Origin of the sequence: Microbispora sp. H11081 (assembly GCF_012999535.1) — a bacterium.
Taxonomy (GTDB): Bacteria; Actinomycetota; Actinomycetes; order Streptosporangiales; family Streptosporangiaceae; genus Microbispora.
This window is the reverse complement of sequence record NZ_JABBWV010000013.1, coordinates 175,713-190,191: the sequence shown is the minus strand read 5'-3', so window position 1 is coordinate 190,191 and position 14,479 is coordinate 175,713. Positions and strand designations below refer to the sequence as shown.

At 71.2% G+C, this 14,479-nt stretch carries 16 protein-coding genes; 6 read left to right on the top strand and 10 right to left on the bottom strand.

All coding sequences use genetic code 11. The annotated features are described in order from the left end of the window. On the top strand, window positions 1-2,114 hold a 2,114-nt coding region (locus tag HHX31_RS27000), incomplete at its 5' end, for an ATP-dependent Clp protease ATP-binding subunit (RefSeq protein WP_169951406.1). A 377-nt stretch (window positions 2,115-2,491) separates the two neighbouring features. After that, the gene (locus HHX31_RS26995) at window positions 2,492-3,427 is read left to right on the top strand and encodes a TIM barrel protein (protein WP_169951404.1); all 936 of its coding nucleotides are present in this window, start codon (window positions 2,492-2,494) and stop codon (window positions 3,425-3,427) included. 53 nt (window positions 3,428-3,480) lie between these two features. On the opposite strand, the gene HHX31_RS26990 is transcribed toward HHX31_RS26995, so the two are convergent. The 3 genes from HHX31_RS26990 to HHX31_RS26980 all read right to left on the bottom strand — a co-directional run bounded on the left by HHX31_RS26990 (window position 3,481) and on the right by HHX31_RS26980 (window position 5,709). Further along, on the bottom strand, window positions 3,481-4,137 hold the full coding sequence (locus HHX31_RS26990) for a hypothetical protein (RefSeq protein WP_169951402.1): 657 nt from the start codon (window positions 4,135-4,137) through the stop codon (window positions 3,481-3,483). Continuing rightward, window positions 4,134-4,742, bottom strand: coding sequence for an RNA polymerase sigma factor (locus tag HHX31_RS26985; RefSeq protein ID WP_169951400.1), 609 nt, complete (start codon window positions 4,740-4,742; stop codon window positions 4,134-4,136). The genes HHX31_RS26990 and HHX31_RS26985 overlap by 4 nt, the downstream gene beginning before the upstream one ends. Window positions 4,743-4,842: 100 nt before the next feature. Further along, on the bottom strand, window positions 4,843-5,709 hold the full coding sequence (locus HHX31_RS26980; RefSeq protein ID WP_169951399.1) for an A/G-specific adenine glycosylase: 867 nt from the start codon (window positions 5,707-5,709) through the stop codon (window positions 4,843-4,845). Window positions 5,710-5,827: 118 nt separating this feature from the next. Between HHX31_RS26980 and HHX31_RS26975 the strand changes: the two genes are divergently transcribed. Next, complete coding sequence (locus tag HHX31_RS26975; protein WP_169951397.1) at window positions 5,828-6,529, top strand: hypothetical protein; 702 nt, start codon at window positions 5,828-5,830, stop codon at window positions 6,527-6,529. A 16-nt stretch (window positions 6,530-6,545) separates the two neighbouring features. On the opposite strand, the gene disA is transcribed toward HHX31_RS26975, so the two are convergent. The 7 genes from disA to HHX31_RS26940 form a co-directional block, all read right to left on the bottom strand. Continuing rightward, complete coding sequence (disA, locus tag HHX31_RS26970; RefSeq protein WP_311932257.1) at window positions 6,546-7,634, bottom strand: DNA integrity scanning diadenylate cyclase DisA; 1,089 nt, start codon at window positions 7,632-7,634, stop codon at window positions 6,546-6,548. Window positions 7,635-7,827: 193 nt separating this feature from the next. After that, window positions 7,828-9,264: a DNA repair protein RadA gene (radA, locus tag HHX31_RS26965; RefSeq protein ID WP_169951395.1), complete on the bottom strand. Its 1,437-nt coding sequence runs from the start codon at window positions 9,262-9,264 to the stop codon at window positions 7,828-7,830. 36 nt (window positions 9,265-9,300) lie between these two features. After that, window positions 9,301-9,948, bottom strand: coding sequence for an SRPBCC family protein (locus tag HHX31_RS26960; protein ID WP_169951394.1), 648 nt, complete (start codon window positions 9,946-9,948; stop codon window positions 9,301-9,303). Next, window positions 9,945-10,358: a helix-turn-helix transcriptional regulator gene (locus tag HHX31_RS26955; protein WP_169951392.1), complete on the bottom strand. Its 414-nt coding sequence runs from the start codon at window positions 10,356-10,358 to the stop codon at window positions 9,945-9,947. The genes HHX31_RS26960 and HHX31_RS26955 overlap by 4 nt, the downstream gene beginning before the upstream one ends. Before the next feature lie 73 nt (window positions 10,359-10,431). After that, on the bottom strand, window positions 10,432-10,746 hold the full coding sequence (gene trxA, locus HHX31_RS26950) for a thioredoxin (RefSeq protein ID WP_169951390.1): 315 nt from the start codon (window positions 10,744-10,746) through the stop codon (window positions 10,432-10,434). Then, window positions 10,743-11,123: a MerR family transcriptional regulator gene (locus HHX31_RS26945; RefSeq protein ID WP_169951389.1), complete on the bottom strand. Its 381-nt coding sequence runs from the start codon at window positions 11,121-11,123 to the stop codon at window positions 10,743-10,745. The genes trxA and HHX31_RS26945 overlap by 4 nt, the downstream gene beginning before the upstream one ends. Window positions 11,124-11,196: 73 nt before the next feature. Beyond that, a complete protein-coding gene (locus HHX31_RS26940; protein ID WP_169951387.1) occupies window positions 11,197-11,895 on the bottom strand; it encodes a class I SAM-dependent methyltransferase in 699 nt (232 codons plus the stop codon). Window positions 11,896-12,058: 163 nt separating this feature from the next. Between HHX31_RS26940 and HHX31_RS26935 the strand changes: the two genes are divergently transcribed. From HHX31_RS26935 to HHX31_RS26925, 3 genes are read left to right on the top strand one after another with little or no spacing between them, the layout of a single operon-like run. Next, a complete protein-coding gene (locus tag HHX31_RS26935) occupies window positions 12,059-12,874 on the top strand; it encodes a sugar phosphate isomerase/epimerase (RefSeq protein ID WP_169951385.1) in 816 nt (271 codons plus the stop codon). Continuing rightward, window positions 12,871-13,656 (top strand): class I SAM-dependent methyltransferase, encoded by a 786-nt coding sequence (locus HHX31_RS26930; protein ID WP_169951383.1) that lies wholly within the window; start codon window positions 12,871-12,873, stop codon window positions 13,654-13,656. The genes HHX31_RS26935 and HHX31_RS26930 overlap by 4 nt, the downstream gene beginning before the upstream one ends. Continuing rightward, window positions 13,653-14,270 (top strand): TetR family transcriptional regulator, encoded by a 618-nt coding sequence (locus tag HHX31_RS26925; protein ID WP_311932256.1) that lies wholly within the window; start codon window positions 13,653-13,655, stop codon window positions 14,268-14,270. Before HHX31_RS26930 ends, HHX31_RS26925 begins: the two co-directional genes overlap by 4 nt. The last annotated feature ends 209 nt before the right edge of the window (window positions 14,271-14,479 follow it).

The following is a 14,479-nucleotide window of genomic DNA, read 5'->3' as shown; positions in this document are numbered from 1 at the left end:
TGAACCGGGTGCGGCAGCAGGTGATCCAGTTGCTGCACGGGTATCAGGGTAAGGAGCCGGCGGCGGCGGGGGGCCCGCAGGAGTCGGCGCCGTCGACGTCGCTGGTGCTGGACCAGTTCGGGCGGAACCTGACCCAGGCGGCGCGTGAGGGCAAGCTCGACCCGGTGATCGGCCGGGACAAGGAGATCGAGCGGGTCATGCAGGTGTTGTCGCGCCGGACGAAGAACAACCCGGTGCTGGTGGGCGAGCCCGGTGTGGGCAAGACCGCGGTGGTGGAGGGGCTGTCGCAGAAGATCGTCAAGGGTGAGGTGCCCGAGACGCTGAAGGACAAGCAGCTGTACACCCTGGACCTGGGTGCGCTGGTCGCCGGGTCGCGGTATCGGGGTGATTTCGAAGAGCGGCTGAAGAAGGTGCTCAAGGAGATCCGCACCCGGGGCGACATCATCTTGTTCATCGACGAGCTGCACACGCTGGTCGGTGCGGGCGCGGCCGAGGGCGCGATCGACGCGGCGAGCATTTTGAAGCCGATGCTGGCCCGTGGTGAGCTGCAGACGATCGGCGCGACGACGCTGGATGAGTATCGCAAGCATCTGGAGAAGGACGCGGCGTTGGAGCGGCGGTTCCAGCCGATTCAGGTGGCCGAGCCGTCGTTGTCGCACACGATCGAGATTTTGAAGGGGCTGCGGGATCGGTACGAGGCGCATCATCGGGTGTCGATCACCGATGGGGCGCTGGTGGCGGCGGCGACGCTGGCCGACCGGTATATCAGTGACCGGTTCCTGCCGGACAAGGCGATCGATCTGATCGATGAGGCGGGGTCGCGGATGCGGATCCGGCGGATGACGGCGCCGCCGGATCTGCGGGAGTACGACGAGAAGATCGCGAATGTGCGGCGGGAGAAGGAGTCGGCGATCGATGCGCAGGACTTCGAGAAGGCCGCGGCGTTGCGGGATCAGGAAAAGCAGCTGCAGCTGAAGCGGGAGCGGCGGGAGAAGGAGTGGAAGGCCGGCGACATGGATGTCGTGGCCGAGGTGACCGAGGAGCTGATCGCTGAGGTTCTGGCCACCGCCACGGGTATCCCGGTGTTCAAGCTGACCGAGGAGGAGTCGCAGCGGCTGCTGCGGATGGAAGATGAGCTGCACAAGCGGATCATCGGTCAGGATGATGCGATCAAGGGGTTGTCGCGGTCGATCCGGCGGACTCGTGCGGGGTTGAAGGACCCGAGAAGGCCGGGTGGGTCGTTCATCTTCGCGGGCCCGTCGGGTGTGGGGAAGACCGAGTTGTCCAAGGCGCTGGCGGAGTTCCTGTTCGGGGACGAGGACGCGCTGATCATGCTGGACATGTCGGAGTTCATGGAGAAGCACACCGTCTCGCGGTTGTTCGGCTCTCCGCCCGGTTATGTCGGGTATGAGGAGGGTGGTCAGCTGACCGAGAAGGTGCGGCGCAAGCCGTTCTCGGTGGTGCTGTTCGACGAGATCGAGAAGGCCCACCCGGACATCTTCAACTCGCTGTTGCAGATTCTGGAGGACGGCCGGCTGACCGACGCGCAGGGCCGGGTGGTGGACTTCAAGAACACCGTCATCATCATGACGACCAACCTCGGCACCCGCGACATCTCCAAGGGCATCGGGGTCGGGTTCGCCCGCGCCAACGACACCGAGTCGAACTACGACCGGATGAAGGGCAAGGTGCAGGAGGAGCTCAAGCAGCACTTCCGGCCCGAATTCCTCAACCGCGTCGACGACATCGTGGTCTTCCACCAGCTCACGCCCAAGGAGATCATCCAGATCGTGGACCTGATGCTCGCCCAGGTGGCCGAGCGTCTCAAGGACCGCGACATGGGCCTGGAGCTGACCCCTGCCGCCAAGCAGGTGCTGGCCGACCGCGGGTACGACCCGGTGATGGGCGCCCGACCGCTGCGCCGCACGATCCAGCGGGAGCTGGAGGACACGCTGTCGGAGAAGATCCTCTACGGCGAGCTGCGGCCCGGCCAGGTCGTCAAGATCGACATCGAGGGCGAAGGCGACGCCGCGAAGTTCACCTTCGTCGGCGAGGCGAAGAGCCCGTCGGTCCCGGACTCGGCGGCCTCGATCGTGGAGTCGGTCCAGCACTGATCGCTCCGCGAAGAACCCGTTCCGCCTGAGGGGCGCTCCCGCGAGGGGCGCCCCTCAGTCGTTTCCCGGGCACCGTCCGCGATCGCCGCGGGTCCCGGCGGGCGATACCCGGCATCCCACCACCAGACGTAGTACTACAATGTGTAGAGTCGGTGGCGTTCCGGCATGCCGCGAACGCGTGCGGACAGCCATGTCATCCCCGCGGCGTACCGGACAATCCGCTGCGGGGCGGACGCGGCGGACCGGGCGCACGGGGGAAGCTCGGTCCACCCGGGGCGAGGCCCCGGTGGTAGGAGGACCGGAGTCCCGTGCGGTCGGGACACGCCCCCTGCGGGCGAGATGGCGGTCCGGAAGTGCACAAGCCTTGGAGGCAGCTGATGCGCCTGTTGCACGACGACGGGACGCTGGTTCACCTGGCCTACAACGCGGGCGTACACCCCGCGGAGGATCTGGAGAACCTCATCGCCCACCTCACGCGTTACGCCGTGCCGGTGCGCAAGAAGCTGGGCGTCGAACGGCTGGGCATCGGTCTGTGGCTCGCGCCCGCCGTGGCGGACCATCTCATCGCCGATCGCATCGAGCTCGTACGGCTGCGGCGGTCGCTGGAGGAGCGCGGCCTGGAGTGCGTCAGCCTCAACGGCACCGGCGGACGCAACCAGGAGGTCCCCGGGCCCGACTGGGCCAAGCCCGAGCGCTACCGCTACACCATGGCGCTGGCGAGGATCCTCGCGTTCCTGCTGCCCGACGACGTGCAGTCGGGCGGCATCTCCACGATACCGATCGGCTGGCGCCGCGACTGGCCCGCCGACCTGCACTCCATCGCCTCCCGCCGGCTCGAACGGCTGTCGCGCGAGCTTCGCGGCCTCTACAGCGTCACGGGAAAGACGATCAGGGTCGGCTTCGAGCCTTGGCCCGGCTGCGTCCTGGAGACCACGGAGCAGGCGCTGGAGCGGGTCTGCGACATCGACTCCGATCACCTCGGCGTCTGCCTCGACGCCTGCAACCTGTCCGGCGGGGCCGAGGAGTCCGACGCCGCGCTGCGCGGGCTGGCGCTCGCCGGGGCTCCCGTGGTCAAGCTCAACCACGTGCACGACCATGGTCAGGAGATCCCCAGCACGCAGCCGGTGATCGCCGGCACGCTCGCCGCGATCCTGTCCGGGGCGGTGACCGGCACCGCGCACATCGAGGTGGAGGCCCACCACGGGACCGCTCCTACGGCGAAGGGGCCCGCCGCCCTCGTGGCGAAGCTCGCCGACGAGCTCGACTGGACCCGTCGCAACCTCACCGCGCTCGGCCTCAAGCTCGCCGCCTGACGGGCGCCGGGTAGGCCGCCTTCGACTGACCGCCCCGGCGCCCGCCAGGGCGGTCAGTCGTCCCAGCCGGATGGGGGGCCGAGCGGCGCCTCGTCGCTGTCCACGAGCGTGCAGGGCGCGACGGGCCCACGGGAGATGTTCGCCCAGACGCCGGCGGCCTGCAGGTCGCCGGAGACGCTGAACTCCAGCACCGCCGTCTGCCCGGGCTTGACCGCGGCCGGGTCGATGCGGAATGCCGGTTCGTCGGTGCCTGGCGGCCAGATCAGGAACGGCCTGCCGTCGGCGGGGTGCTGCGCCTCCTGCCGGGACAGGAAGCTCGTGCTGCGGGGTTGAGGCGAGCATCGCTTCCCCATGGGGATGTAGTCGACGACCGCGTTCACCCCCATGCCGCGGAGCGTGGCCTCCAGCGGCTTGGGGTCCTTCGCCTGATCGATCGTGATCGTGAGCGTCCCGTCGGCGTTCCTCGACACGGCGTACGCGGGTGTCCCGCCGCCGAGAAACGCCGGGACGCCCACAGCCGCCGCGGCCCCCAGGGCCAGCGCGGAGGCGAGGAGGGCGGGGCGCAGCGGACGCCGCCGGGGGCGCCCGGCCGACGTGCGGATTTCCGACATGACGAACTCCTTGAGCAGGCGACGCCGGTCGTTCGGGAGACGTGGTTCCGCCTCGAACGGCAGCAACCCGGCCAGCGCCTCGCGCTCGCCCTTGTTCATCGGCTTTCCTCCCTTACGGACCGGACCACGCTGTCGTGGTCACCCTTTACCTGTCGCCATCCGGAGGCCCGTTGCCGTTCCGCGGCGAGTTTCTCCAGCTTCCTGCGCGCCCTGGACAGGCGGGACCTGACGGTCCCGACCGCGACGCCCAGCGCCTGAGCCGCCTCGGCGTGGTCGAGCCCCGACCACACGCAGAGCGCGAACACCTCCTGCTCATGGCGGCGCAGCGAGCCGAACGCCTGCCGGATAGCGGCCAACCGCTCGGCGGCGTCGATACGGCCGACGATCTCGTCACTGAAGTCGGGGACGGGGTGGCCTCTCGGCATCCTGGCCAGCGCGTCGTCGTACCGCCTCGCCGCCCGGCGCAGGTTCCGCGCCACGTTGGTCGCGATCCCGAGCACCCATGGCCGCAGGGACCCACCGTCGGCGTCGATCCGATGCCGCAGCCGCCACGCCTCGAGAAAGGTCAGCGACAGCACGTCCTCGGCGGCCGACCAGTCCCCGGTCAATCGGAAGGCGTGGCTGAACACCGGCCGTTCCATCTCCTCGAAGAGCGCCTCGAACGCCTCGGCATCCCCGTCACGTATCCGGGCGCGCAGTGACATGTCCACACACAAGCACTGTCCGGCCGGGCATCCGCATTCCCGCCGGCCTCTCGCGGAGCACTGTGCGGGACGCCCGGCTCTGCCTCCCGGGCGGCCGGGGTCAGGAGGGCAACTGGTAGGTGCCGTCGGGGAGGACCTCGGCGAGGCCGTCGTCGAGGAGGCCGTCCAGGGCGCGCTCACGCTGCGCGTGGTCGGCCCAGACGGCGTCCAGCGCCTCCTTGGGGACGGGCCCGTGCGCCTCGCGGAGCACGGCGAGCAGGCGTCCGCGGCACTGCCTGTCGGTCCCCGCGTACGTCTGGCCCTGCCGCGCGGGGCCGTCGTGGGCCGGACGCCCGGCAAGCCGCCAGGCGCACTGCGCGGTGACCGGGCAGCGCTCGCAGCGGGGCGCCCTGGCCGTGCAGACCAGCGCGCCCAGTTCCATCACGGCCACGGCCCAGCGGGGTGCGCCCACCGGGGGAACGAGAGACTCCGCGAGCCGGCGCTCGGCCGCCGTCGGCGTCTTCGGCGGGTACTCCTCGCCGCGCACCGCCCTGGCCAGCACCCGCCGCACGTTCGTGTCCAGCACCGCGTGGCTGCCGCCGTACGCGAAGCTGGCGACGGCCGCCGCCGTGTAGTCGCCGATCCCCGGCAGCGCCCGCAGTTCGTCGTACGTCGCCGGCACCCGGCCGTCGTGGCCGGCCGTGATGGCACGGGCGCACGCGTGGAGGTTGAGCGCCCTGCGCGGGTAGCCGAGCCGCCCCCAGTGGCGTACGGCCTCGCCGGGGGACTCCTTCGCGAGCGCCTCGGGGGTGGGCCAGCGCTCCATCCACTCGGTCCAGATCGGCAGCACCCGGGCGACGGGGGTCTGCTGGAGCATGATCTCGCTCACCAGGATGCCCCACGGGGTCGCGCCGGGCCGCCGCCAGGGCAGGTCGCGGTTGTGCTCGGCGTACCAGTCGAGGATCGGTTCACGCAGTGAGGCGGACACGCACCGACTGTACCGGGCGGCCCGGTTACGCAAAGGTCCGTCGAGGCTGCGGCCTCGGAAGGGGCAAGGTTCAGCGAGGCGTTCCCTTTGACCAGCCACTTCTCTCCATACTGTGCGTATGGATCCGGACACATTCCGTGGTGACGTGGGTGTCGAGGGCGCGGACGTCTACTGGCGCCGCCGGGTGTCGGTGCTCACCGGGATGCTCGTCGTGGTGGCGGTCGTTGCATGGGCGTGCAGCAGCGCCTCCGGCCGGTCGGACGAGACGGCGGCGGCCGTCAAGACGACCCCGTCCGACCGGCTGGTCGTCTCGCTGCCCGCCGGCCTGGCGCCGAAGACGCCCGCCGCCGCCTCCGCCGCGGCGCCGGGGCGTCCGTCGCCGTCCGCCTCCGCGAGCGCCTCGCCCTCGCCCGGCAAGCCACGACGCCCCGGCGACCCGTGCGACGAGAGAGACCTCGTCCTCGCGCTGCAGACCGGCCAGGACGTGTACGGCAAGGACGTCACGCCGAGCTTCCTGCTGACGATCGTGAGCACGGGCAAGGTCGAGTGCACCGTGGACGTCGGGCCGCGCACGCTGGAGATGCGGGTGCTGTCGGGCGGCGAGCGCATGTGGTCGACGGCCGACTGTGTGGCGGGTGACGGCGTGGACAGGCAGTTGCTGGAGCGCGGCATCCCCTATGTGCAGAACATCCGATGGGATCGCCGCCGTTCGGGGAGCACGTGCGCGGGCAAGCGGTCGCCCGCGGACCCGGGGACGTACGTCGCGACGGCGCACGCGGGCCGGCTGAAGAGCCCGAAGATCGTCTTCCACCTGCGCTGAACCGGGCGCGTCCTCGTCAGAGATAACGCTCCAGGATTGACGACTCGGCGAGCCTGGACAGGCCCTCGCGGACGCTGCGCGCCCTGGTCTCGCCCACGCCGCCGACGGCCTGGAGGTCGTCGGTGCTGGCCGCGAGCAGCTTCTGCAGGCCGCCGAAGTGGCTCACCAGCCGGTCGACGATCGTCCCCGGCAGGCGGGGGACCTTGGTGAGCAGCCGGAAGCCGCGCGGGCTGACCTGCGTGTCGAGCGCGTCGCCGCCGTGGTGGCCGAGGATGTGGGCCACCTTCGACAGGTCCAGCAGGTCGCCTGACGACAGCTCGTCCAGCTTCCGCATGGCGTCGGCGTCACCGCACATCCGGTCGTCGGGCGAGCCGGGCGCGTAGTCGCGGATGATCTGCACGCGGTCGGTCTCCACGCCCGCGAACAGCTCGTCGAGCTGGAGGGACAGCAGCCGCCCGTCGGTGCCGAGCTCGACGACGTATCCCTCGATCTCCCGGGCGATGCGGCGGACCATCTCCAGGCGCTGCACGACGACGGCCACGTCGCGGACCGTGACGAGGTCCTCGATCTCCAGGGCGGAGAGGTTGCCGGAGACCTCGTCGAGCCGCTTCTTGTAGCGTTCGAGCGTCGCCAGGGCCTGGTTGGCCTTGGACAGGATCGCGGCCGACTCCTCCAGCACGTAGCGGATGCCGTCGAGGTAGAGCGCGATGATCCGCATCGACTTGCTGATCGCGATGACCGGGAGCGAGGTCTGCTTGGCCACCCGCTGCGCCGTACGGTGCCGGGTGCCCGACTCGTCGGTGGGGATGGCGGGGTCGGGCACGAGGTGCACGGCGGCCCGCACGATCCTGAGGTGTGCCGTGTCGAGCACGATCGCGCCGTCCATCTTGGCCAGCTCGCGCAGGCGGGTCGCGGAGAACTCGACGTCGAGCGTGAAGCCGCCGGTGCAGATGTCCTCGACCGTGCGGTCGTGCCCGAGCACGATCAGGCCTCCGGTGTGGCCGCGCAGGACGCGCTCCAGGCCGTCACGCAGCGCGGTCCCGGGGGCGACCGAGGCGAGCACGGCCCTTCTGCGGTCGTCGATCGCCTTGTCGTTGTCCAGCACATGCACCCCAGTGGGCTCGCCCGGTCGTGTCCGTCAGATCGTCGTCCTACCGATCCCTTGTCGTGGCGAGACCCGCGGTGCGCTCCGCGGACGGCCCTGTGGAAGCCCCTCCTGGCGCGGGGGCGAGACCACGCCGACGGGGCAGGCACCGAGTTTACCCGCGTCACGCCGTGCCCATCGGTGTCGTGCCCGACTACGTCGCCCGGCGCATGAGGTTGAGCGCGTCCCACACGTTCTCCACCTCCGTGACCTCGAAGCCCGGCGCGAACGGCGTCGTACGGCCGGCCGGTGAGCGCAGCGCCACCAGACGGCCCCGGCTCGCCGACTCCTCCAGGCGGTTGCCGTCCTCGTCGAGGGAGCCGGAGGGCACCAGCGCCCTGGTGAAGCCGAGCCTGGCCGCCTCGGCCAGCCGCCGCCGCACCTCGCGCACGGGACGCAGCTCGCCCGCCAGGCCGACCTCGCCGAGCGCGACGAGCCCGGGGGGCAGCGCCTGGTCGCCGGCCGCGCTCACGACCGACAGCATCAGCGCCAGGTCCACGGCGGGGTCGGTCAGGCGGATCCCTCCCACGGTCGCCGTAAAGACGTCACACTTGCCGATCTTGGCGTTGAGCCGCCGCTCCATGACGGCGAGCACCATCGCCACCCGGTAGGAGTCGAGGCCGGAGGAGGTGCGGCGGGGCTGGGGAGCCTCGGTCGGGCCGACCAGGGCCTGCAACTCCGCGGGAATCGGCCGGGTGCCCTCGATGGTCACGGTGACGCAGGTGCCGGGCACCGGCTCGGGATGACGGGAGACGAACAGGCCGCTCGGGTCGGTGATCCCGGTGATGCCGCGCTCGTGCAGGTCGAAGCAGCCCACCTCGTCGATCGGGCCGAACCGGTTCTTCACCGCGCGCACCAGGCGCAGCCGCGAGTTGCGGTCGCCCTCGAAGTGGAGCACGACGTCGACCAGGTGCTCCAGCACCCGGGGCCCGGCGATCGTGCCGTCCTTGGTCACGTGGCCCACGAGCACCGTGGACATGCCCCGTTCCTTGGCGAGGCGCACCAGGTTGCCCGCGACGTCCCTGACCTGGGTCACGCCGCCGGGCACCCCGGTCGCCTCGGCCGAGCTGATCGTCTGCACCGAGTCGACGATGAGCAGGGTCGGCTGCACCTTGTCGACGTGGGCCACCAGGGCCGACAGGTCGGTCTCCGCGGCCAGATAGAGCCTGTCCTCGATCGCGCCGATGCGGTCGGCCCGCATGCGCACCTGGGCCGCCGACTCCTCGCCGGTCACGTACAGGACGGTCTCGCCCTGGGCGGTGCGGGCGGCGGCCTCCAGGAGCAGCGTCGACTTCCCGATGCCGGGCTCTCCCGCGAGGAGCACGACCGCGCCGGGGACGAGGCCGCCGCCGAGCACCCGGTCGAGCTCGGGCACCCCGGTCGTCCGCGCGCTGACGAGCTCGGCCTTCACCTGGCCGATGGGGACGGCGGGGGCGGAGACCGCGCCCGGCTTGACGACGTGGACGCCCTGCCGCGCGCCGGCCTCCTCGACCGTGCCCCACGCCTGGCACTCCCCGCACCTGCCGACCCACTTGACCGTGGTCCAGCCGCATTCGCCGCACCGGTACGCCGGTTTCGCTGACTTGCTCACGCCCGGAGGTTACCGGCCGCCCCCGACACTCCGAATCTAGTTCTCCGGCTTCTCCGGCATCTCAGGCGCGTAGAAGGCGGTGGTGCCAGCGACCGCGGCGGCGACCACGTCGTCCGGCGCGCCCGAGGCGCGGTACGCCTCGCCCCACAGGTCGCTGCTGAGCCGCATGAGCTCCCGCGCCTCCTCCGACGCTTCCCAGGCCGAGGGGTCGTCGATCGACTCGCCGCGCAGGTGGAGCCCGAGCCCGAGCAGCGCCAGGTCCCAGCCGACGCCCGTGGCCCCGGGGCCGAACTGGTCCCAGAACTCCGGCGGCACCACGGCGACGTGTTCGAGCTCGAACGCGGTGCGCCCGTCGCCCTCCGCGCTCAGCCTCACCTCGACCTCGCTGAAGCCGGGGTTCTCGCCGAACAGCCAGCTCACCCGCAGCAGCCGCGGCGGCTCGCAGGCCAGGATCTCCCCGCCCGCGTTGCCCTGGAGCTGGTAGTGCCCGCCGAGCTTGAGCTCGCCGCTCACCGGCAGGAACCAGCGGCCGATCCGGTCGGGATCGGTGCAGGCGTCCCACACGTCCTCGATGCCGGCGTCGTAGGTGCGCCGCAGCAGCACCGTGCGGGCCTCGCCCTCCGCCAGGTCGCGCCTGCCCACGGTGCGATGGGCTTGGTTGATCAGGTCGGTGAAGTCGCTCATGGCCGCTCTTCCTCGTCGGTCCGCCCGTCGTGGGCAGTGTCGTGGGCTGTGTGATGGGCTGTGCGATGGGCATCCCCGCCGCTGAGCCGCCGCTCCCGTTTGCCCCGCGCCAGCTCGGTCCCGAGCGCGTCGAGGCGCTGCTCCCAGAAGCCGCGGAACCGCTCAAGCCAGGCGTCGACCTCCCGCAGGGGCGCGGGGTCCACCGCGTACAGCCGCCGCGTGCCCTCGGCCCGTACGGACGTGAGCCCGGACTCGCGCAGCACCCGCAGGTGCTGGGAGACGGCCGGCTGTGAGATCCCGAACTCGGCGCGGACGACCGCGGTCAGCGCTCCCGATGTCTGCTCGCCCTGCGAGAGCAGCTCCAGGATCCGGCGTCGCACCGGATCCCCCAGCGCGTCGAATGCGTGCACGGCCCTCACTATGCCGATAGCCGCTTATAAAAGTCAACGCTTATATAAGCGCCTATCGGCACAGCGATCTCGGCTAGATGAACTCGGCGAGGTCGGCGAGCAGCAGGCGCTTCGGCTTGGCGCCCCTGATCTGCGTGACCACCTCGCCGTCGCGATAGAGGTTGAGCGTGGGGAAGCCCATGACGTGGTAGCGCTGCGCGATCTCCGGGTGCTCGTCGGCGTTGAGCTTGGCGACCGTGAGCCTGTCGCCGTACTCGGCGGCGATCTCCTCGAGAATCGGGGCGATCATCTTGCAGGGCGGGCACCAGTCGGTCCAGAAGTCCACCAGCACCGGCCTGTCGCCGCGCAGCACCAGCTCGTCGAAGTTCTCCGTGGTCAGCGTGATCATGACTCTCCTCGTCGTGTCAGCGGGCACCCGGGGCACGCCTCGGCGAACTGGACGGCGACCTCCGACCGGAGGGCCAGCAGGTCGCGGATCCGGTCGTCGATCTCGGCCAGCTTGCGCCGGTAGACCTCGACCGACTCGGGACAGGAGCCCCCGGACGACCGGCCCGACCGCAGGCAGTCCACGAAGGGGCGCGCGTCGTCCAGCGTGAAACCCACCGACATCAGGCTCCGGATCTCGGTGACGATCCGGACGTCCGACTCGTCGTACTCGCGATATCCGTTCGCCGAGCGGCGCGACGTGATAAGCCCGCGCTGCTCGTAGTGGCGCAGCGCCCGGGTGCTGACTCCAGTGCGCCGGGCCAGTTCGCCGATCCGCATCGGCCCCTCCTCGGCCCCTCGTACGGGACACGACGGTAAAGCTTGACGCCAGCGACAAGGTCAAGCGTGGGGCTCAGAATTCCCGCCAGCGCAGGACGTTGGGGTAGGCGATCTCCAGGCCGTCGATCTCCCGCAGCGCCTCGCCGGCCACCTCGGGGGTGAACTCGATGCGCAGCACCGCCTCGAGGTCGGCCCTGGAGCCGAACGTCATCCGCAGGTCGAGCTCCTCGCGCCGCCAGCCCTGGCCCGACCAGAAGCGCTCGACGGCGTCAGGGGAGTACGACGGCAGCGACCGCCGGAACCAGCGGCCGAAGTCGCCGCGCGCGGCGTCCACGTCCACCACGAAGGCCGCGCCGCCCCGGCGCAGCACCCGCCCCAGCTCGCGCAGCCCCGGCTCGCAGCCGGGCCCGAAGAAGTACGCCCAGCGCGCGATCGCGACGTCGGCCGACGCGTCGGGCAGGGGCAGCGCCTGGGCGGTGCCCGTACGGACCGCGACGTTGGGCAGCGGCGCGCAGCGGGCGGCGGCCGTGGCGGCCAGGCCGGCGTGCGGCTCGACGCCCACGACACGCCCGGCGGACGCGGCGAGCGCGGGCAGGTGGAAGCCCGTGCCGCAGCCGATCTCGACCACCGTCGCGCCGTCGAAGGGCCGTACGGCTCGCATCGCCGCCTCGGCCGCGCCCGCGGGTCCCACGGCGAGGTTCTCCAGCTCGTAGATCTGGGGAGTGTTCCAGATGTTCGGGCTGGGTACCGCCCCGCTCACGATCCGTGCCATGGCGCCCACATTAGTTGGCGACCTTGGGTAGTTGATTGTGGCGAAGCGGCGCACGGCGCGGCTGCGGCTTAGGCTGGATCCGTGAACGGGCGCAGGAAGCGAACGGACGGCCACGGCCACGGGACTGGAACGTGCCCGGGGGCCGCCAGGGGAGGCTGGCCTCATGAGTGACATCCGCGTGCCCAGCGGCAAGGTGGCGCTGTCGACGGCGTCGGTGTACCCGGAGCGTACGCCGGACGCCTTCGAGCTGGCCGCCAGGCTCGGGTACGACGGCGTAGAGATCATGGTGGGACAGGACCCGGTCAGTCAGGACGTCGAGGTCCTCGAACGGTTGCGTGACCACTACCAGCTACCGATCCTGGCCGTGCACACGCCCTGTCTGCTGGTGACCCAGCGGGTGTGGGGCCGCGACCCGTGGATGAAGCTGCGCAGGGCCCGCGAGGCGGCCGAGCGGCTGGGCGCGCAGACCGTCGTGGTCCACCCGCCCTTCCGCTGGCAGCGCGACTACGCCAGGGAGTTCGAGAAGGGCCTGGCGCGGATGCGCGAGGAGACCGACGTCGTCTTCGCGGTGGAGAACATGTTCCCGCTGCGGGCCAGGGGCAACGAGGTCGTGCCGTACGCGCCGGACTGGAACCCCGTCGACTACGACTTCCCGGACGTGACGCTCGACCTGTCCCACACCGCGGTGTCCGGCTCCGACGCCATGGAGATGGCGACGAAGCTGGGCGACAGGCTGGCCCATCTGCATCTGGCCGACGGCGTGGGCACCACCAACAAGGACGAGCACCTGGTGCCTGGCCGGGGAACCCAGCCCTGCGCGCCGATCCTGGAGCGCCTGGCCGGCAACGGATACCAGGGCCTGATCGTCCTGGAGATCAACACGAGGAAGGCCACGAGCCGCTCCGAGCGCATCGAGGACCTGACCGAGGCGCTCGCCTTCGCGAGGCTCCACTTCGCCGCCTCGTCGACGGCATCATGAACGAACGGCTCGCCGACAGCCACCGGATCTTCGACCGCGTCTCGCAGGAGTACGACACGGCGCGGCCGCACTACCCGGAGGCCCTCTACCTGGCGCTGGAGACCCTGACGGGGATCCGGCTCGCCGGGGCGACCGTGATCGACGTCGGAGCGGGCACCGGCATCTCGACCCGGGGCCTGCTCGACCGCGGCGCCCGGGTCGTCGCCGTGGACCGGGGTGAGCGCATGCTCGCCCGCCTGCGCGCCCGTACGGACTGCCCGGCGTTGCTGGCCGACGGGAACGACCTGCCTCTGCGCGCGGGCGCGGCCGACCTGGTGACGTACGCCCAGTCGTGGCACTGGCTGGACTCCGCGCTGTCGGTGGCCGAGGCCGTGCGGGTGGTCGGCGGCCGTGGCGCGGTCGCGGGCTGGTGGAACACCGTGGACCCGGGGAAGGCGGACTGGCTGGCGGCCAACCAGGTGCGGCTCGCCGAGTCGTGTCCCGGCTACATCGGGCCGGTGCTGCCCGGATGGAGCATGCCGCCGATGGCCGCCGCGATGTCCGACGCGGGTCTCTCCGTCGCCGAGACCTGGGTCGACTGGACCAGGTCGGTGCCGCTGGAGGACTTTCTGACCGACCTGCGCTCCCACTCGTACATCGCGAGCATGGAGGACGGCGTGGCGAGCGAACTGCTCGCCAGGGAACGCGCCGAGCTCGGCCGGGTCTTCCCCGACGGGCGGCTGACCGTCCCCATGCGCGTGTATCTCGCGGTGGGCCGTCAGGGCCGGCGAGGAGCGATGTGACCACGGAGGTGCCGGAGGTCTCCGGCGGCGGGCGGCGACCGGGCCGGCGTCCCGGCCGGCGGCCGGGAACCGCGGACACCCGGGGCGAGATCCTGGCCGCGGCGCGGCGGGTCTTCGCCGAGAAGGGGTTCGACAAGGCCACGATCCGCGGCATCGCCCGGGAGGCCGCGGTGGACCCGGCCCTCGTCCACCACTACTTCGACAGCAAGGAGGGGGTGTTCGTCGCGGCCTTACGGCTGCCGTTGGACCCCTCGTCCATGATTCCCCGGGTTCTGGCCGGGCCGCGCGAGGAGGTCGGCGAGCGCATCGTGCGCTTCGTCCTGACCATGACGGCCGACGCCGAGGCCAGGGAGCCGCTGCTGGGGCTGGTGCGGACGGCGATGGTGAACGAGCAGGCCGCCGGCATGGTGCGGGAGTTCTTCAGGACGGCCGTCGTCGGCCGGGTGGCCGAGACGCTGGAGGTTCCGCCGCTGCGGATGGAGGCGGCGTTCGCACAGATGTTCGGAGTGCTGATGACGCGCTACATCCTCGTCTTCGAGCCGATGGCCTCCGCCGACATCGAGGAACTCGTCGAGCTGCTGGCCCCTGTAGTGCAGGGCTACCTGGCCGGATAGGTTGGGACCCACCCCTCCTGTAACTCCTTGTAGAGCTTTGTTCTACTATCATGCCGTCGGCGGGAACTACGCGGTGACCGGAACCGCTCGCCGAGCGTGAGGCAGGATATGTTACTCGTCGGTATTATTCGGGAAACGCGGACGTTGTCCACAGGGCGGGTTTCGGCCGCCGCCGCCGAGGCGCCGCGCCCATACGCCGGCCGCCGACG

Excerpts from the sequence above, each read along its gene's own strand:
- HHX31_RS26995 (WP_169951404.1), top strand. The coding sequence starts at position 2,492 with ATGCGCCTGTTGCACGACGACGGGACGCTGGTTCACCTGGCCTACAAC.
- HHX31_RS26990 (WP_169951402.1), bottom strand. The coding sequence starts at position 4,137 with ATGAACAAGGGCGAGCGCGAGGCGCTGGCCGGGTTGCTGCCGTTCGAG.
- HHX31_RS26985 (WP_169951400.1), bottom strand. The coding sequence starts at position 4,742 with ATGTCACTGCGCGCCCGGATACGTGACGGGGATGCCGAGGCGTTCGAG.
- HHX31_RS26975 (WP_169951397.1), top strand. The coding sequence starts at position 5,828 with ATGGATCCGGACACATTCCGTGGTGACGTGGGTGTCGAGGGCGCGGAC.
- HHX31_RS26960 (WP_169951394.1), bottom strand. The coding sequence starts at position 9,948 with ATGAGCGACTTCACCGACCTGATCAACCAAGCCCATCGCACCGTGGGC.
- trxA (WP_169951390.1), bottom strand. The coding sequence starts at position 10,746 with ATGATCACGCTGACCACGGAGAACTTCGACGAGCTGGTGCTGCGCGGC.
- HHX31_RS26945 (WP_169951389.1), bottom strand. The coding sequence starts at position 11,123 with ATGCGGATCGGCGAACTGGCCCGGCGCACTGGAGTCAGCACCCGGGCG.
- HHX31_RS26940 (WP_169951387.1), bottom strand. The coding sequence starts at position 11,895 with ATGGCACGGATCGTGAGCGGGGCGGTACCCAGCCCGAACATCTGGAAC.
- HHX31_RS26935 (WP_169951385.1), top strand. The coding sequence starts at position 12,059 with ATGAGTGACATCCGCGTGCCCAGCGGCAAGGTGGCGCTGTCGACGGCG.
- HHX31_RS26930 (WP_169951383.1), top strand. The coding sequence starts at position 12,871 with ATGAACGAACGGCTCGCCGACAGCCACCGGATCTTCGACCGCGTCTCG.